The organism is Acidovorax sp. SUPP2539 (genome assembly GCF_030158975.1).
Classification (GTDB): Bacteria; Pseudomonadota; Gammaproteobacteria; order Burkholderiales; family Burkholderiaceae_C; genus Paracidovorax.
Map to the genome: position 1 here is coordinate 818,775 of NZ_BQXJ01000002.1, position 16,479 is coordinate 835,253.

General features: G+C 68.5%; 17 protein-coding genes. 9 read left to right on the forward strand and 8 right to left on the reverse strand.

The window, feature by feature from the left end:
- Positions 1-79: 79 nt before the first annotated feature.
- The 8 genes from AVTE2539_RS11335 to hemB form a co-directional block, all read right to left on the reverse strand.
- A complete protein-coding gene (locus AVTE2539_RS11335) occupies positions 80-1,381 on the reverse strand; it encodes an HlyD family secretion protein (RefSeq protein ID WP_284406704.1) in 1,302 nt (433 codons plus the stop codon).
- 60 nt (positions 1,382-1,441) lie between these two features.
- The gene (locus AVTE2539_RS11340; protein ID WP_284410619.1) at positions 1,442-3,034 is read right to left on the reverse strand and encodes an efflux transporter outer membrane subunit; all 1,593 of its coding nucleotides are present in this window, start codon (positions 3,032-3,034) and stop codon (positions 1,442-1,444) included.
- A gap of 13 nt (positions 3,035-3,047) precedes the next feature.
- On the reverse strand, positions 3,048-3,578 hold the full coding sequence (locus AVTE2539_RS11345; RefSeq protein ID WP_284410621.1) for a MarR family winged helix-turn-helix transcriptional regulator: 531 nt from the start codon (positions 3,576-3,578) through the stop codon (positions 3,048-3,050).
- 68 nt (positions 3,579-3,646) lie between these two features.
- Entirely contained in the window at positions 3,647-4,450 is an 804-nt protein-coding gene (locus AVTE2539_RS11350; protein ID WP_284410623.1) for an ABC transporter permease, read from the reverse strand.
- Between the two features lies 1 nt (position 4,451).
- Complete coding sequence (locus tag AVTE2539_RS11355) at positions 4,452-5,288, reverse strand: ABC transporter permease (RefSeq protein WP_284410625.1); 837 nt, start codon at positions 5,286-5,288, stop codon at positions 4,452-4,454.
- Positions 5,285-6,280 carry an ABC transporter ATP-binding protein gene (locus tag AVTE2539_RS11360; RefSeq protein WP_284410628.1) on the reverse strand — a complete coding sequence of 332 codons (996 nt, stop codon included), beginning with the start codon at positions 6,278-6,280 and terminating at the stop codon, positions 5,285-5,287. Before AVTE2539_RS11360 ends, AVTE2539_RS11355 begins: the two co-directional genes overlap by 4 nt.
- A 107-nt stretch (positions 6,281-6,387) precedes the next feature.
- Complete coding sequence (locus AVTE2539_RS11365; RefSeq protein WP_284410631.1) at positions 6,388-7,566, reverse strand: magnesium transporter CorA family protein; 1,179 nt, start codon at positions 7,564-7,566, stop codon at positions 6,388-6,390.
- A 68-nt stretch (positions 7,567-7,634) separates the two neighbouring features.
- Positions 7,635-8,642: a porphobilinogen synthase gene (gene hemB / locus AVTE2539_RS11370; protein ID WP_284410633.1), complete on the reverse strand. Its 1,008-nt coding sequence runs from the start codon at positions 8,640-8,642 to the stop codon at positions 7,635-7,637.
- A gap of 126 nt (positions 8,643-8,768) precedes the next feature.
- Between hemB and AVTE2539_RS11375 the strand changes: the two genes are divergently transcribed.
- The 9 genes from AVTE2539_RS11375 to AVTE2539_RS11415 all read left to right on the forward strand — a co-directional run.
- Positions 8,769-9,197: a CopD family protein gene (locus AVTE2539_RS11375; protein ID WP_272565831.1), complete on the forward strand. Its 429-nt coding sequence runs from the start codon at positions 8,769-8,771 to the stop codon at positions 9,195-9,197.
- A 23-nt stretch (positions 9,198-9,220) separates the two neighbouring features.
- Positions 9,221-10,357, forward strand: a complete 1,137-nt coding sequence (locus tag AVTE2539_RS11380; protein ID WP_272565830.1) for a VanZ family protein — start codon at positions 9,221-9,223, stop codon at positions 10,355-10,357.
- 9 nt (positions 10,358-10,366) lie between these two features.
- The gene (locus AVTE2539_RS11385; protein ID WP_284406699.1) at positions 10,367-10,726 is read left to right on the forward strand and encodes a (2Fe-2S) ferredoxin domain-containing protein; all 360 of its coding nucleotides are present in this window, start codon (positions 10,367-10,369) and stop codon (positions 10,724-10,726) included.
- Positions 10,727-10,813: 87 nt separating this feature from the next.
- The gene (locus tag AVTE2539_RS11390; protein WP_272565829.1) at positions 10,814-11,455 is read left to right on the forward strand and encodes an alpha/beta hydrolase; all 642 of its coding nucleotides are present in this window, start codon (positions 10,814-10,816) and stop codon (positions 11,453-11,455) included.
- 100 nt (positions 11,456-11,555) lie between these two features.
- Positions 11,556-12,725 carry a D-alanyl-D-alanine carboxypeptidase family protein gene (locus AVTE2539_RS11395; protein ID WP_272565828.1) on the forward strand — a complete coding sequence of 390 codons (1,170 nt, stop codon included), beginning with the start codon at positions 11,556-11,558 and terminating at the stop codon, positions 12,723-12,725.
- Between the two features lie 135 nt (positions 12,726-12,860).
- On the forward strand, positions 12,861-13,238 hold the full coding sequence (gene rpsL / locus AVTE2539_RS11400; RefSeq protein ID WP_010104110.1) for a 30S ribosomal protein S12: 378 nt from the start codon (positions 12,861-12,863) through the stop codon (positions 13,236-13,238).
- Positions 13,239-13,408: 170 nt separating this feature from the next.
- Complete coding sequence (rpsG, locus tag AVTE2539_RS11405; protein ID WP_056668881.1) at positions 13,409-13,882, forward strand: 30S ribosomal protein S7; 474 nt, start codon at positions 13,409-13,411, stop codon at positions 13,880-13,882.
- A 151-nt stretch (positions 13,883-14,033) separates the two neighbouring features.
- A complete protein-coding gene (gene fusA, locus AVTE2539_RS11410) occupies positions 14,034-16,136 on the forward strand; it encodes an elongation factor G (protein WP_272565827.1) in 2,103 nt (700 codons plus the stop codon).
- A gap of 219 nt (positions 16,137-16,355) precedes the next feature.
- On the forward strand, positions 16,356-16,479 hold a 124-nt coding region (locus tag AVTE2539_RS11415), incomplete at its 3' end, for a GTP-binding protein (RefSeq protein ID WP_284410709.1).

Sequence of the window (16,479 nt, forward strand, 5' to 3'; positions counted from 1 at the left end):
GTTCTACGGCTGGCCCGCTGCGGCGGCGCGCGGCGGGTCTGTCTTGGGGGGCGAGGCGCCGCCGGGGCGGTCCGCAGGGTCAGTGCGACGCGGTCGTGGCCGGCGCCATGGCGACCTGCGACGCACCCTTGGCCGGCGCGGCGGCCAGCGTGGGCTTGTAGCCCGGGCCGGCGTTGGCCGCGATGATGCGGGCCACGTCGGCGCCGGCGCCCTTGTCCAGGTCGTCGTACACCGCGGTCTGCGCCACGGCCTGGGTGCGCGGCGCGTCGGCCAGCAGGTGGCCGCTGCGGTCCTGCGTGTCCACCTTCACGTCCATGGACAGCCCCACGCGCAGCGGGTGGGTGCGCAATTGCTCGGCGTCGATCGCGATGCGCACCGGCACGCGCTGCACCACCTTGATCCAGTTGCCGGTGGCGTTCTGCGCGGGCAGCAGCGCGAAGGCCGAGCCCGTGCCCACGCCCATGCCGGCGATGGTGCCGGTGTATTCCACCTTCTTGCCGTACAGGTCGGCCGTGAGCTTGGCGGGCTGGCCCAGGCGCAGGTTGCGCAGCTGGTTTTCCTTGAAGTTCGCATCCACCCACACCTGGTTGAGCGGCACCACGGTCATGAGCGGCGTGCCGGCGGCCACGCGCTGGCCCAGCTGCACGGTGCGGCGCGCCACGTAGCCGTCCACGGGGGCGGGCAGGTCGGTGCGGCGGGCGGCCAGGTAGGCCTCGCGCACCTTGCCGGCGGCGGCCAGCACGTTGGGGTTCTGGTCCACCGAGATGCCCTGGGTGAGCGACTGGTTGCTGGCGAGCTGCTCGCGCGCCGACACCACGCCGGCCTCGGCCGCGGCCAGCGCCGTGCGGGCCGCGTCGAGCTGGCTCTGGGCGTGGTTCAACTCTTCCTTGGACACGGCGCCGTTGCCCGACAGGGCCTGGCGGCGGCGCAGGTCGTCGGTGGCGCGGGCGATGTCGGAGCGGGCCTTGGCCACGTCCGCCTGGCGCAGGCTGATCTGCGCGTTGAGCGAGCCGTTGTTGGCATAGAGCGTGCGCGCCTGGCGCACCGCCTGGGCCAGGCCCGCCTCGGCCTGCTCCAGCGCCACGCTGGCATCCGCGGGGTCGAGCTTGACCAGCGCGGCGCCGGCCTTCACGAAGTCGGTGTCGTCGGCCAGGATGGACATCACGGTGCCGCCGGTCTGCGGCGTGATCTGGATGACATTGCCCTGCACGTAGGCGTTGTCGGTGTCTTCGTAGTGGCTGGCCACCAGCCAGTCGTACACGCCCCAGGCGCCGCCCGCGACCACCACGACGGCGGCAAGCGAGATCAGGGCCTTGCGGCGGCGGGCCTTGGCGGCGCCGGGGTCTGCGGGCGCGGTGGCGGGGGTTTGCGGTGCGTTCATGGAAAGGGCTCCTCGCGGTCGGGAAGGTGTTCGGTTCGGTAAAAAGGGGTGGCGGGCGGCTCAGTGCGCGGCGGTGGCGGCGGCAGGGGCCGCCGTGGCCACGGCACCCGCGGCGCCGGGCGTGGTGGCGGCGTAGCCACCGCCCAGGGCGCGGATCAGCGCGACCTGGGTGTCCAGGCGGCGGGCCTCCAGGTCCACGGCCTGGCGGCGCTGCAGCAGCACGGCCGTCTCGGCGGTGAGCACGTTCAGGTAGTTGCCCAGGCCCGCCTGGTAGCGCTGGCGGGCGATGTCGTAGGCGGCCTCGGCGGCCTCCTGGGCATGGCGCTGCTCGGCCTGCTGGCGGTCGATGGAGCGGGCCGAGGCGAGCTGGTCGGCCGCGTCATGCACGGCATCCAGCAGCGCGGCGTTGTAGCTTTCGACCGCCGCATCCACGTCGGCGGCCTTGCCGCGCAGGTTGGCGCGCAGGCGGCCCGAGTCGAAGATCGGCAGGCGGATCGCCGGGCCGATGCCCCACTCCTTGCTGCCGGCCTCGGCGAAGCGGTCCAGCCCGATCGACGACAGGCCCAGGAAGGCCGTCAGGTTCACGTTCGGATAGAACTGCGCCTTGGCCACGGCCACGTCCTGGGTGGCGGCCTCCACGCGCCAGCGCGCGGCGGCCACGTCGGGCCGCCGGCCCAGCAGGTCGGCCGGCAGCGTGCCGGGGATTGCTATCGAATGAATAGCATTCAGGGCAGGAAATTCTAGGGCGTTCGCGGCATTTGGCTGACCCACTAGCGCGCTCAGGGCATTGCGGGTGAGGGCGATCTGCTCCTGGATCGCCTCGATCTGCTGGCGCGCCTCGGGCAGGCCGCCTTCGCTCTGGCGCCGCTCCAGCTGGGTGTCCAGGCCCGCATCCACGCGGTCGCGCACCAGGCGCAGCGTTTCGTTGCGCTGGGCCAGCGTGCGTTCGGCCACGCCCAATTGGGCCTTCAGGCGCGCCAACTGGAAATAGCTGTGCGTCACGTTGCTGGCCAGCAGCAGGCGCGCGGCCTGGGCGTCGGCCTGCGCGGCGTTGGCGCTGCCCAGGGCGGATTCGAGCGCGGCGCGGTTCTTGCCGAAGAAGTCGATCTCCCAGCTGCCCGACAGGCGCGCCGTTCCGCTGTTGAGCACGCTGCCGGCCAGCGGTGGCGGGTAGGGGCCGTTGGCGCTGTAGAGCTGCCGGTTCACGTCCAGGCTGCCGTTGAGCTGCGGGCCGTCGGCCGCGCGGGCGGTCTCGATGAAGGCCTGGGCGCGGGCGATGCGCGCCTCGGTGAGCTTCAGGTTGGGGTTGGTGGCCAGGGCGCGGTCGATGAGCGCATCGAGCTGGCCGTCGCCGAAGCCCAGCCACCAGTCCGTGGGCAGCGTGGCTTCGGCGAAGGATTGCTGCGCCGCCGCGCCGGCACCGGCCGCCGGCGCCGCGAGGCCGAGCGAGGCGGCATCGCGCATCTGCGCATGGGGCGCGATGCCGGACATGTCGGCACAGGCCGTGAGGCCCGGCAGGGCCGCCAGCGCGATGGCCAGCGTGGCGAAATACTGCAGCGCGCCGCGCAGCGGGCTGGGGGTGTCGGGCGCCGCGGCGTCGCGGGCCGAGGCCGCATCGGCTGCGGCGGGCGTGGAGTGAAAGGTGGCGTTCATGGTGGACTGACTCTCAGGATGGGCGGGGCGTGGCGGTGTCGGCCGCCGCCCCCAGCGTCTGCAGGTTGCCGTGGATGCGCTTGAGGAAATCCTGCAACTGGTGGTACTCGGCCGGCTGGAAACCCTGGGCGCACACCTGCTGCACGTTGCCCAGGATGTCGGGAATCTGCGCGGCCGCCGCATGCCCTTCGGGCGTGAGTTCGATGTGCACGACCCGGCGGTCTTCCAACGAGCGCGTGCGGGAGCACAAGCCCTTGGCCTCCAGCCGGTCGAGCAGGCGGGTCATGCCGCCGGCGTCGAGCTGGCACAGCCGCGCCAGGCCCGCAACCGTGTTCTCGTGGTTCAGGTACAGGCGCAGCAGCGGCTTCCATTGCGCATCGGTCAGGCCCAGGGGCTCCATGCGGCGCTCGATCTCGCTGGCGACGATGCACACGATGCGACGCATCTGGTAGCCGATGCTTTCTTCCACCAGAAAAGGAATGCCCGCCACGGTGAGCGGGGCGGGCGGCAGGCGGCTGGCATCGGTTTTTTGGGCGTCGATCATGGCCTGAACAATAATTGACTAGACAAACAATGTCAAGTCTCTATTTGCCAGGTCGGGTTCGAAGGGGTTCAGCTGCCGGTGGAGGCGTAGTGCCGCAGGCCCAGGCGCCAGGCCCAGAAGGCGGCGGCCAGGAAGGCGAAGCCGGCGGCGGGCGACACCCAGCCCACCCAGGCGGGCGCGCCCAGCGGGTCGGAGTGCGACAGGATCGCCAGGCCCGGGTAATACGCCACGCAGGCCAGCGGCACGGCGAAGGTCAGCAGCCGGCGAAACCACTGCGCATAGAGCGCCAGCGGGTACTGCGCCGCCTGCACGCCGCCGTAGGTGAGGACGTTGGCGATCTCCAGGCTCTCCACGGTCCAGAACGCCAGCGTGCCCTGCAGCACCAGGATGCCCAGAAACAGGGCCACGCCCCCGGCCACCGCCCATGCCGCCAGCGCGAGGGTGGCCGGCGTCCAGTCGATCGGCGCCTGCGCGGTGGCGAACGCCACCACCATCAGCCCCTGCAGCAACCGCCCCAGCCGGCTCAGGCGCAGGTCGTGGCCCATGAGCTGCAGCGCGAGCGGCCGCGGGCGCAGCAGCAGCCGGTCGAACGCGCCCGTGCGCAGGAACTCGGTGCCCAGCACGTCGAAGCCCCGCCCCAGCGCGTCCGCCACCGCGAACATGCAGTTCACCAGGCCGTAGAACAGTGCCACCTCGCCCAGGCTCCAGCCCTGCACGCTGCCGAAGCGGTGGAACAGCGCCCACACCGCGACCACCTCGATGCCCGTGGCGAGGAACTGTCCCAGGGTCATCAGCATGGCGGACGCGGGGTAGCGCGCCTGTGCATGCAGCGAGGCGCCTGCCAGGCGGATGAAGAGCGCGAACGATCCCATCTCAGCCGCCCTGGATTTCGAGGTGGCGCAGCGTGCGCCGCATCGCCAGCCGGCCCAGCGCCACCAGCACGGCGATCCAGAAGGCCTGAAGGGCCAGCCCCCCCACGGCCTGCCAGCCGGCCCAGTGCCCTGAATGGATGCGTGACGGAATGTCCAGCAGCCCCGCCAGCGGCTGCGCGATCAGCGCCCACTGCCACGCATCGGGCAGCAGCGGCAGCGGCAGCAGGTTGCCCGACAGCACCACCACCGCCGGCACGGCCAGCGCGTTGATGCCGCGCTCGTTGAGCGCCGCCGTGGCCGCCACGTTCAGCAGCATCACCAGCGCGGTGGACAGCAGCACCGCCAGGCCGGCCGAGAGCACGAACGCCAGCCCCGCCGCCGCGCTGGCCGGCGGCTGCCAGGCCCATTCGCGCCAGCCCAGCAGCGGCAGCACCCCGGCGGCGAAGGTCGCCATCAGCGCCACGCGCGGCAGCACCCGCGCGGCGATCCAGCCGGCGCTGCGCGCGAACCACAGGCCGTAGGCGTCCACCGGCCGCAGCCGGTCGTACGCCACGGCGCCCGTGCGAACGGACTGCGCCACCTCGGGGTCGCCCGACCACGGCAGCAGTGCCAGCAGCCCCTGGGCCAGCCAGGTGTAGGTGATGGCCTGCTGCAGCGGCATGGGCGCGCCCGAGGCGCCAGCGCCCCCGTAGAACGCGGCCAGCACCATCACCTTGATGCCGCCCCACCAGCACTGCGTGCCGAAGCCGGCGAGCGCCGCCGTGCGGTACTGCAGCATCTGCAGGAAGCGCGAGACGAACGCGGCGGTGTAGGGCCGCAGCGCCAGCGGCGGCCTCATGCCTCGGCCGCGCCGTGCAGCGCGTAGAAGCGGGCGATGACCTCCTCGATCGCCAGGCCCTCCAGGCGGATGTCCTGCACGGCGTGCGCGGCCACCAGCTGCGCGATGAGCGCGGGCGCCGTGGTGACGGCCGGATCGAACCCCAGTACCAGCGAGCGGCCTTCGCGTGCGTGGACCGACACGCCGGGCTGCGGCGCCAGCACGGGCGCGTCGTGCCCGAAATCGACCACCAGGCGCCGCTCGGCCATCACCTGGGCGCGCAGGGCCTCGACCGGGCTGTCGGCCAGCACGCGGCCATGGCCGATCACGATCACGCGCTCGGCCAGCGCCTCGATGTCGTGCATGTCGTGGGTGGTGAGCAGCACGGTGGTGCCGCGCTCGCGGTTGGCGCGGCGCACGAAGTCCCGCACCGCAAGCTTGGACGGCGCATCCAGGCCGATGGTCGGCTCGTCCAGGAACAGGATGTCGGGCTCGTGCAGCAGCGCCGCCGCGATCTCGGCGCGCATGCGCTGGCCCAGCGAGAGCTGGCGCACGGGCTGGGCCAGCACGCCCTCCAGCGACAGCAGCGCGACCAGCTCGTCGCGTGCGCGGCGGTAGCGCCGCTCGTCCACGCGGTAGATGTCGCGCAGAAGGTCGAAGCCCTCGCCCACCGGCAGGTCCCACCACAGCTGGGTGCGCTGGCCGAACACCACGCCGATGCGGGCGACGTGGCGCTCCCGGTCGTCGCTGGGGTGACGGCCGTCGATCTCCACGCGGCCGCCGTCGGGCCGCAGGATGCCGGACAGGATCTTGATGGTGGTCGATTTGCCCGCGCCGTTCGGCCCGATGAAGCCCAGCAGCTCGCCGCGCTCCAGCGTGAACGACACCCCCGACAGCGCCGCCACCGTGCGCGTGCGCCGGTGCAGCAGCCCGCGCAGCGCGCCGCCCAGGCCCGGCGCGCGCTCGGCGATGCGGTAGGTCTTGACGAGCTGATCGACGAGGATGTGGGACATGGGGAAACAGGGCGCCGCTGCGGGCGGGCCGCAAGGGCGTGGGCGGGAGCGATGTGCGAAGGGGCGCCGATTCTATCGGCGCGCAGGGCGCGGCGCCCCGTGCCCCCTCAGTGGTGGCCCGTGCGGGCCAGGTAGCGCTTGCGCCAGAACAGCGCGATCAGCGCCACCGCGATCACCGTCATCGAGCCCATCGCCCACCAGAAGCCGTCCTGCTTGTGCACCAGCGGAATGAACTCGAAGTTCATGCCGAAGATGCCCGCGATGAGGTTCAGCGGCAGGAACACGGCGGTGAGCGCCGTGAGCGTGCGCATGATGTCGTTGGTGCGGTTGCTCTGCACGCTGAAATGCATCTGCACCGCCGTCTCGGTGCTCTGCTCCAGCCGGCGCACGTGGTGCACCACGCGTTCGATGTGCTCCAGCACGTCGCGGCTGCGCACCTTGAGCAGGTCCAGTTCGCGCTGCAGCGCCGGGGTTTCGGGCTCGGGCCAGGTCTCCACCGCATCGATCCAGTCCTGCACGGCGGTGTTCTGGTCCTCGCAGATTTCGTCGAGCTGGTGCAGCGCCAGCCGGGCCTCCAGCAGCGCGCTCCAGTTGGCGAAGCGCGCCCGGGGCTTGAGCAGCTCGGCCTGCCAGTGGTCGAGCTGCCGGCTCAGTTCCCGGCGCAAATCCAGGTAGCCGTCCACGATCAGGTTGACCACGCGCATCATCAGATCGGCGGGCGAGGTCGGCAGGCGCGCCACCGGCGAGGAGCCCGGCGGCCGGTGGTCGCGCGGCCCATCGCCCTGGGCCTCCCCCCGCGCGGTGGCCAGCAGCCGCGCCGCATAGGCATCGCGCACCGCGCAGTCGGCCGGGTGCACCGACAGCAGCACCTGATCGAACACGGCGAATCCCACAGGGCTGGTGTCGATGCGGCGCAGCACCGGTGGGCCCGTCATGCGGCCCGGCGCGGCGGGAGGCGCGGCCTGCGGGCTTGCTGCGGTTGCCGCGCCGGCTGCGCTGACCGGTGCCGCGCCCGGGCCGGCGGCCGCCAGGCGGCGGAACACCAGCAGGTCGTACTGCGAGGTGTAGTCGTAGTGCGATGGCAGCTGCGCGTTCAGCAGGTCGGACACGTGCAGGTCCACCAGTTGCAGGCCGGTGGTGGCCTGCAGCGCGGCCTGCAGCAGGCCCAACTGCTCGCCGAAGGCCGCGCGGGTGCACGAGATCCAGTAAAAGCCGGCGGCCGGGGGCTGGGAGGGCAGGGCGGCCAGCTCGGTGGCGTTGCCCTGGTGGATGTGAAAGATGCGCATGGGGGCCTGGGGCAGGGCGGGGAAGACGCCGGCGCCGGCCCTGCGGGCAGGCGCCGGGGGGCGGTCGCTTACTTTTGCAGCAGCCGCGCCGCGTCACGGGCGAAATACGTCAGCACGCCATCGGCGCCGGCGCGCTTGAAGGCCAGCAGGCTTTCCATCATCACCGCGTCGTGGTCGAGCCAGCCGTTGGCGGCCGCGGCCTTGAGCATGGCGTACTCGCCGCTCACCTGGTAGGCGAAGGTGGGCACGCGGAATTCGTCCTTCACGCGGCGCACCACATCCAGGTACGGCATGCCGGGCTTGACCATCACCATGTCGGCGCCTTCGGCGATATCGAGGGCGACCTCGCGCAGCGCCTCGTCGGTGTTGCCCGGGTCCATCTGGTACACGTTCTTGTCGGCCTTGCCCAGAGCGCCGCGCGTGCCCACGGCATCGCGGAACGGGCCGTAGAAGGCACTCGCGTACTTGGCGCTGTAGGCCATGATGCGCGTGTGGATGTGGCCCTGCACTTCGAGCGCCTCGCGGATCGCACCGATGCGCCCGTCCATCATGTCGCTGGGCGCCACGATGTCCACGCCCGCCTCGGCATGCGTGAGCGCCTGGCCGGTGAGGATCTCCACCGTTTCGTCGTTGATGATGTAGCCGGTGGTATCGAGCACGCCGTCCTGGCCGTGGCTCGTGTAGGGGTCCAGCGCCACGTCGGTCATCACGCCCAGCGCGGGGAATTCTTTCTTGAGCGCCCGCACCACGCGGGGAATCAGGCCCTCGGGGTTGAGCGCCTCCTTGCCGTCCGGCGCCTTGAGCGCGGGGTCGATGGCCGGAAACAGCGCCAGCACCGGAATGCCCAGCTTCACGCAATCCTCGGCCACCGGCAGCAGGAGGTCCAGGCTCAGGCGCTCCACGCCCGGCATCGACGCGATGGCCTCGCTGCGGCCCTGGCCTTCGTGCACGAACACGGGGTAGATCAGATCGTGCGGCGTGACGGCATGCTCGCGCACGAGGTTGCGGGTGAAGGCATCGCGGCGCAGGCGGCGCGGGCGGTTCTGGGGGAAGGGGGTGGGGCTGGACAGATGCATCCCGAAATTGTGCGCCACATTGCCGCGGGGCGGTCTCCGCCCGGCCCTTCGACGTGACGTCGGCAGCCGTGGTTTTTGCGCGTCGGACTCCGCCGGACGGCCCGACACGGCACGTACACTGCCCCCATGCTCTGGGTCAAAGCCTTTCACATCGTCTTCGTGGCCAGCTGGTTCGCCGGCCTGTTCTATCTGCCTCGGATCTTCGTCAACCTGGCCATGGTGGCACCGGGCTCGGCCGCCGAGCGCGACCGGCTCCTGCTCATGGCGCGCAAGCTGCTGCGTTTCACCACCTTCCTGGCCGTGCCGGCCATCGCGCTGGGGCTGTGGCTCTACCTGGGGTACGGCATTGGCCGCGGGCCGGGCAACGGCTGGATGCACGCCAAGCTCCTGGTCGTGGTGCTCGCCGTGGGCTACCACCATGCCTGCGGCGTGCTGCTGCGCAAGCTGGCCAGCGGCCAGAGCCGGCGCAGCCACCGCTGGTTCCGCTGGTTCAACGAGGTGCCGGTGCTGCTGCTGGTGGCCGCGGTGGTGCTGGTCGTCGTCAAACCCTTCTGACGCGCCGGCCGCGCGCTCCCGCCGTGCACAAGACCTCCGCCTGGCCCCTGGCGCTGATCTACGCGGCCCTCGTGGTCTTCGCCAGCCTGTTCCCCTTCGACGGCTGGCGCGAGCAGGGCATCTCGCCATGGGTGTTCCTCACCGCCCGCATCCCCCCGCCGTACTGGACGTGGTTCGACGTCAACATCAACATCGCCGGCTATGCGCCATTCGGCTTCCTGCTGGCGCTGGCCCTGCTTCGCACCGGCTGGCCACGCTCTGCGGTGCCCGTGGCCGCGCTGGCGGGCGCGCTGCTCTCGATGCTGATGGAGTTCCTGCAGATCTACCTGCCGCGGCGCGTGCCCTCCAACATGGACCTGATGCTGAACGCGCTCGGCACGCTGGGCGGCGCGCTGCTGGCGGCGCTGCTGGAGCGGCTGGGCGCGCTGGCCCGCTGGAGCCGGCTGCGGGCGCGGTGGTTCGTCGCCGACGCCAGCGGGGCGCTGGCCTTGCTCGCGCTGTGGCCGGTGGCGCTGCTGTTTCCCGCCGCCGTGCCGTTCGGGCTGGGCCAGATGTGGGAGCGGCTCGAGATCGCGCTGGAAGACCTGCTGGCCGACACCCCGTTCCTGGACTGGCTGCCGCTGCGCGAAACGCCGCTGGAAGCCCTGTCGCCCAGTGCCGAACTGCTGGCCGTGATGCTGGGCCTGCTCGTGCCCTGCCTGCTGGGCTACTGCGTGATCCGCCACATCGGCCGCCGCGTGGCGTTCTCGCTGGCCACGGTGGTGGCGGGCGTGTCGGTGACCGCGCTGTCCTCCGCGCTCAGCTACGGCCCGGCGCATGCCTGGGAGTGGCTCGGCACCCCGGCCCGCGTGGGCGTGTGGGCCGGCATGGCCGTCGCGCTGATGCTGGCCGGCCTGCCCCGCCGGGCCAGCGCTGCTGTGCTGCTATTGCTGCTGATGCTGCACCTGAACATCCTCAACCAGGCACCCACCAGCGCCTATTTCGCCGACACCCTGCAGGCCTGGGAGCAGGGCCGCTTCATCCGCTTTTACGGCCTGGGCCAATGGCTGGGCTGGCTCTGGCCCTACGCCACCCTGGTCTATGTGGTGCAGCGCGTGGCCCGGCGCGATCGGGACCCGGCCGAGGGCCACGCGGATACCCCTGTTCGCATCGGCTCCTAAAATGCCTGGATGACCGACACCCCCACGCCGCCAGCCGCGCAGCCTGGCTACTACGCCCGCCACATCTTCTTTTGCCTGAACGACCGCACCAACGGCGAGGACAGTTGCGCCCACCACGGTGCGCAGGCCGCGTTCGACCGCTGCAAGTCCCAGGTCAAGGCGGCCGGCCTGTCCGGCCCCGGCAAGGTGCGGGTGAACAAGGCCGGCTGCCTGGACCGCTGCGCGGGCGGCCCCGTCGCCGTGGTCTATCCGGAAGGCACCTGGTACACCTTCGTGGATGGCAGCGACATCGACGAAATCGTGGAATCGCACCTGAAGAACGGCCAAGTCGTCGAACGCCTGCTCACGCCGCCGGAACTCGGGCGCTGATTCGCGCGCCGATCGGTTTTTCAGTGTTTTTGGCTGTCTGCCCTAGATTTTATTGTCCTGACAGCTATTTATTTGATAGCAAATCCAGTGAATGCCCAGACTGAACGCCTGACCCTCACCGGCGCTGCCGGAGCCATCGAAGCGGCGCGCGATGCGGCCCAGGCGCCGGACGGCGCGCCCTCGCGCGGCGTGGCGGTGATCGCCCACCCGCACCCGCTGTTCGGCGGCACCATGGACAACAAAGTGGTGCAGACCCTGGCGCGCGCCTTCGTGCACAGCGGCTGGACCGCCGTGCGCTTCAATTTCCGGGGTGTGGGCGCCAGCGCCGGCACGCATGACGCGGGCCAGGGCGAGCTGGAAGACTTCCTGGAAGTGGTGCGCCAGGCGGCGCCCGAGGGGCCGCTGGCCCTGGCGGGCTTCTCGTTCGGCGCCTTCGTCACCAGCCATGCGCTGGAGCGCCTGTGGGGCGAGCGCAGCATCGAGCGGGTGGTCCTGGTCGGCACCGCCGCCAGCCGCTTCACCGTGGCGCCCGTGCCGGCCGAGGCGCATGAGCGCACGCTGGTCGTGCACGGCGAGCAGGACGACACCGTGCCGCTCTCGGCCGTCATGGACTGGGCGCGGCCGCAGATACTCCCCGTCACAGTCGTGCCCGGCGGCGGGCATTTCTTTCACGGACAATTGCCGCTCCTGAAAAACCTGGTGTCCCGCCACCTGCTGGCGGGGAACTGACCGCCCTCCAGACGCTCCCTACCGGGCACCGCACGGCGCGCCATCCCCGCCGCCGTTTTTGACCGTTTGGTTTGTTTCCTTGCCCCGAATGCCTGTTTCCATGAAGCCCTTCCTCTCCACGCTGCGTTCCTTCGTTCTTGCCGCCGTGCTGGCGCCTGCCGCCCTCTGGGCGCAGGGCCAGGCCCCCCAGCCCCCCGAGATCGCCGCGCGCAACTACCTGCTGCTCGACGTGACCGCCGGCCAGGTGCTCGCCGCCAAGGACATCGACGCGCCGGTGGAGCAGGCATCGCTCACCAAGCTCATGACGGGCTACCTGGTCTTCGACGCGCTGCGCGCCAAGAAGATCACGCTGGAGCAGAAGCTGCCCGTGAGCGTGCTGGCCTGGAAGATGCCCGGCTCGCGCATGTTCATCGATCCCAAGATGCAGGTGCCGGTGGAAGACCTCATCAAGGGCATGATCGTGCAGTCGGGCAACGACGCCACCATGGCCCTGGCCGAAGGCGTGGGCGGCACGGCCGAGAACTTCGTCAAGCTCATGAACGACCAGGCCAAGGCCCTGGGCATGAAGAACACGGCCTACAAGAACCCCGAAGGCCTGACCGAGCCGGGCCACACGACCACCGCGCGCGACCTGGGCGTGCTGGCCACCCGCCTGATGCAGGAATTCCCCGAGTACATGCACTATTACGCGACCAAGCACTACGCGTACCCGGGCACGCCGCCCTCCAATGGCACCAACCGCAATTCGCTGCTGTTCCGTGATCCCACGGTGGACGGCCTCAAGACCGGCCACACCGCCGCTGCCGGCTACTGCCTGGTGGCCACGTCCAAGCGCGACTTTCCGAACGTCGGCCAGCGCCGTCTGCTGTCCATCGTGCTGGGCGCCTCCAGCGAGAACGCCCGGGCGAACGAGAGCCAGAAGCTCCTGAACTGGGGCTACACGGCCTTCGATGCCGTGAAGCTGTTCGACGCCGGCCAGCCCGCCGCCACGCCGGCCGTCTGGAAGGGCAAGCAGAACACCATCCAGATCGGCCGCCCGGACGCCATCGTCGTGACCGTGCCGTCGGGCAGCGCCGGCAAGGTCACGACGCAGATCGTGCGCACCGACCCGCTGGTGGCACCCTTCACCAAGGGTCAGTCGATCGGCACCCTGAAGGTGTCGCTGGGCGAGCAGCCTATCGCCGAAGTGCCGCTGGTGGCGCTGGAGACGGTGGAGCAGGCCGGCATCTTCGGCCGCGCCTGGGATGCCATCCGCCTGTGGATCAAGTGACACGGCGGCGGCCGGCTGGCCGCCCCGCGATTGCCCCGTCAGCGCCAACCTGCTATATTAGAAGGCTTTTCGGAATTTCCGAAGGGATTCACGTTTTCGTTTTTCACGAAGCATTTCACGTTTAGGGACGTATTCATGCCAACCATCAATCAACTGGTCCGTCAGGGTCGCGAGGTCGAAAAGATCAAGTCGAAGAGCCCCGCGATGGAAAACTCTCCTCAGCGCCGCGGCGTGTGCACCCGTGTGTACACCACGACGCCAAAGAAGCCTAACTCCGCGCTGCGGAAGGTCGCCAAGGTTCGCCTGACCAACGGTTTCGAAGTCATTTCCTACATCGGCGGCGAAGGCCACAACCTGCAGGAACACAGCGTCGTGCTGGTTCGCGGCGGTCGTGTCAAGGACTTGCCCGGTGTGCGTTACCACATCGTGCGTGGCTCGCTCGACTTGCAAGGCGTGAAAGACCGCAAGCAAGCGCGCTCCAAGTACGGTGCCAAGAAGCCCAAGGCCAAGTAAGCCCTGCGCTTTTTTGCAAAAGATATCCGGTGCTGTTTCCCGCGTGGCGCGGTGATCCAGCGTAGTGACCCCAAGCGCAACTGTCTTGCGTGGGTCGAGTAAGTGGGAGTCCTGAATGGCTCTCGCGGTGTCTGAAAAGATGCCAACTGAAGCAAACATGAGGTGAAAAAATGCCACGTCGTCGCGAAGTCCCCAAACGTGAAATCCTGCCGGATCCCAAGTTCGGCAATGTAGAGCTGTCCAAATTCATGAACGTGATCATGGAAGGCGGCAAAAAGGCAGTGGCAGAGCGCATCATTTACGGCGCTCTGGAACTGATCGAGAAGAAGCACCCTGACAAGGACCCTCTGGAAGCGTTCACCGTTGCCATCAACAACGTGAAGCCCATGGTCGAAGTGAAGTCCCGCCGCGTGGGTGGTGCCAACTACCAGGTGCCTGTGGAAGTGCGCCCCGTGCGCCGTCTGGCGCTGTCGATGCGTTGGATCAAGGAAGCCGCCCGCAAGCGTGGCGAAAAGTCGATGGCGCAACGCCTGGCCAACGAATTGCTGGAAGCCACGGAAGGCCGTGGCGGCGCGATGAAGCGCCGTGACGAAGTGCACCGCATGGCCGAAGCCAACAAGGCATTCAGCCACTTCCGCTTCTAAGCCTCCAGGCTTTCTCCGGTGCAAACGTAAGGCCGCTGGCATTTTCTGCCTGCGGCCTTATCTTGATTCAGGTCGCCGGCAAATTGTGGTGCTGCGTCGCAAAAGCGGGTGGCCCATCACAACGAACACAACGTTCAACCAAGGATTTACCATGGCTCGCAAGACCCCCATCGAGCGCTACCGCAATATCGGTATCTCGGCCCACATCGACGCTGGCAAGACCACGACGACCGAGCGGATTCTTTTCTACACCGGTGTGAACCACAAGATCGGTGAAGTGCATGACGGCGCAGCCACCATGGACTGGATGGAGCAGGAGCAAGAGCGCGGCATCACGATCACCTCGGCTGCCACCACCTGCTTCTGGAGCGGCATGGACCGTTCGTTCCCTGAGCACCGCATCAACATCATCGACACCCCCGGCCACGTGGACTTCACGATCGAAGTGGAACGTTCCATGCGCGTGCTGGACGGCGCCTGCATGGTGTATTGCGCCGTGGGCGGCGTGCAGCCACAGTCGGAAACCGTGTGGCGCCAAGCGAACAAGTACAAGGTGCCTCGCCTCGCGTTCGTGAACAAGATGGACCGTACCGGTGCCAACTTCTTCAAGGTCGTCGAGCAGATGAAGCTGCGCCTGAAGGCCAACCCCGTGCCGATCGTGATCCCGATCGGTGCCGAAGAAAACTTCACGGGCGTGGTCGACCTGCGCAAGATGAAGGCCATCATCTGGGATGAAGCCTCGCAAGGCATGAAGTTCACCTTCGAAGAGATCCCCGCCGACCTGCTGGAAACGGCCAAGGAATGGCGCGAGAAGATGGTCGAGGCGGCTGCTGAAGCTTCCGAAGACCTGATGAACAAGTATCTGGAAGAAGGTGATCTTTCCGAAGAGGAAATCACCCTCGGCCTGCGCACGCGCGCCATCGCTTGCGAAATCCAGCCCATGCTGTGCGGTACGGCCTTCAAGAACAAGGGTGTGCAGCGCATGCTGGACGCCGTGATCGAACTGATGCCTTCGCCGGTGGACATTCCTCCCGTGGGCGGCACCGACGACGACGAGCAGCCGACGAGTCGCAAGGCCGACGACTCGGAAAAGTTCTCTGCCCTGGCGTTCAAGCTGATGACCGACCCGTTCGTGGGTCAGCTGACGTTCGTGCGCGTTTATTCCGGCGTTCTGTCCAAGGGCGACACGGTGTACAACCCCGTGCGCGGCAAGAAGGAGCGCATTGGCCGTATCGTGCAGATGCACGCCAACAACCGCGAAGAAGTCGATGAGATCCGCGCTGGAGACATCGCCGCCTGCGTGGGCCTGAAAGACGTGACGACCGGTGAAACCCTGTGCGATCCCTCGGCCATCGTGACGCTGGAGCGCATGGTGTTCCCCGAGCCCGTGATCCGTCAGGCCGTGGAGCCGAAGTCGAAGGCCGACCAGGAAAAGATGGGTATCGCGCTGGGTCGTCTGGCTGCCGAAGATCCTTCGTTCCGCGTCAGCACCGACGAAGAATCCGGCCAGACCATCATCGGCGGCATGGGCGAGCTCCACCTGGAAATCATCGTGGACCGCATGAAGCGCGAATTCGGCGTGGAAGCCAACGTGGGCAAGCCTCAAGTGGCCTACCGCGAAACCATCCGCAAGACGGTGGAAGAGGCCGAAGGCAAGTTCGTTCGCCAGTCCGGTGGTAAGGGCCAGTACGGCCACGTCGTGCTCAAGATCGAACCGAACGAAGCCGGCAAGGGCATCGAGTTCGTCGACGCCATCAAGGGCGGTGTGGTTCCTCGCGAATTCATCCCCGCGGTGGAAAAGGGCATCAACGAAGCCGTCACGCAAGGCGTGCTGGCCGGCTACCCGGTGGTGGACGTCAAGGTCACGCTGCACTTCGGTTCGTACCACGATGTGGACTCGAACGAACTCGCGTTCAAGATGGCCGCCATCTTCGGTTTCAAGGAAGGTTGCCGCAAGGCCAACCCCGTGATTCTCGAGCCCATGATGGCCGTGGAAGTCGAAACGCCGGAAGACTACGCCGGTACGGTGATGGGCGACTTGTCGTCCCGCCGTGGCATGGTGCAGGGCATGGACGACATGGTCGGCGGCGGCAAGGCCATCAAGGCGGAAGTGCCCCTGTCGGAAATGTTCGGCTACTCGACCTCGCTGCGCTCCGCAACGCAAGGCCGCGCCACCTACTCGATGGAATTCAAGCACTACAGCGAAGCCCCTCGCAACGTGTCGGAAGCCATCATGGCTGCACGCGCCAAGTAATTGGCAAAGGGAGGGGCGGCTTCGGCGGCCCCTTTCGGTTGGTTTTATGGAATTGGTTGCCAGCGCCTATCGAGTAGGCGCTGGCGGCTATGAAAAAAATAGCAGCAAGATCCTTGCAATCTGCGACCCGGTGCCGTCCTGTTGCCCTGTGCGGGACGACTCAGCAATCGGGTGCAGACGTTAAACCCTGACACAGGCATTGCTCTTTGGAGATTCAAAATGGCAAAAGGTAAGTTCGAACGTACCAAGCCCCACGTGAACGTGGGCACCATCGGTCACGTGGACCATGGCAAGACGACGCTGACGGCGGCCATCGCCACGGTGCTGTCCTCCAAGTTCGGCG

Excerpts from the sequence above, each read along its gene's own strand:
- AVTE2539_RS11335 (WP_284406704.1), bottom strand. The coding sequence starts at position 1,381 with ATGAACGCACCGCAAACCCCCGCCACCGCGCCCGCAGACCCCGGCGCC.
- AVTE2539_RS11340 (WP_284410619.1), bottom strand. The coding sequence starts at position 3,034 with ATGAACGCCACCTTTCACTCCACGCCCGCCGCAGCCGATGCGGCCTCG.
- AVTE2539_RS11345 (WP_284410621.1), bottom strand. The coding sequence starts at position 3,578 with ATGATCGACGCCCAAAAAACCGATGCCAGCCGCCTGCCGCCCGCCCCG.
- AVTE2539_RS11350 (WP_284410623.1), bottom strand. The coding sequence starts at position 4,450 with ATGGGATCGTTCGCGCTCTTCATCCGCCTGGCAGGCGCCTCGCTGCAT.
- AVTE2539_RS11355 (WP_284410625.1), bottom strand. The coding sequence starts at position 5,288 with ATGAGGCCGCCGCTGGCGCTGCGGCCCTACACCGCCGCGTTCGTCTCG.
- AVTE2539_RS11360 (WP_284410628.1), bottom strand. The coding sequence starts at position 6,280 with ATGTCCCACATCCTCGTCGATCAGCTCGTCAAGACCTACCGCATCGCC.
- AVTE2539_RS11365 (WP_284410631.1), bottom strand. The coding sequence starts at position 7,566 with ATGCGCATCTTTCACATCCACCAGGGCAACGCCACCGAGCTGGCCGCC.
- hemB (WP_284410633.1), bottom strand. The coding sequence starts at position 8,642 with ATGCATCTGTCCAGCCCCACCCCCTTCCCCCAGAACCGCCCGCGCCGC.
- AVTE2539_RS11375 (WP_272565831.1), top strand. The coding sequence starts at position 8,769 with ATGCTCTGGGTCAAAGCCTTTCACATCGTCTTCGTGGCCAGCTGGTTC.
- AVTE2539_RS11385 (WP_284406699.1), top strand. The coding sequence starts at position 10,367 with ATGACCGACACCCCCACGCCGCCAGCCGCGCAGCCTGGCTACTACGCC.
- AVTE2539_RS11395 (WP_272565828.1), top strand. The coding sequence starts at position 11,556 with ATGAAGCCCTTCCTCTCCACGCTGCGTTCCTTCGTTCTTGCCGCCGTG.
- rpsL (WP_010104110.1), top strand. The coding sequence starts at position 12,861 with ATGCCAACCATCAATCAACTGGTCCGTCAGGGTCGCGAGGTCGAAAAG.
- rpsG (WP_056668881.1), top strand. The coding sequence starts at position 13,409 with ATGCCACGTCGTCGCGAAGTCCCCAAACGTGAAATCCTGCCGGATCCC.
- fusA (WP_272565827.1), top strand. The coding sequence starts at position 14,034 with ATGGCTCGCAAGACCCCCATCGAGCGCTACCGCAATATCGGTATCTCG.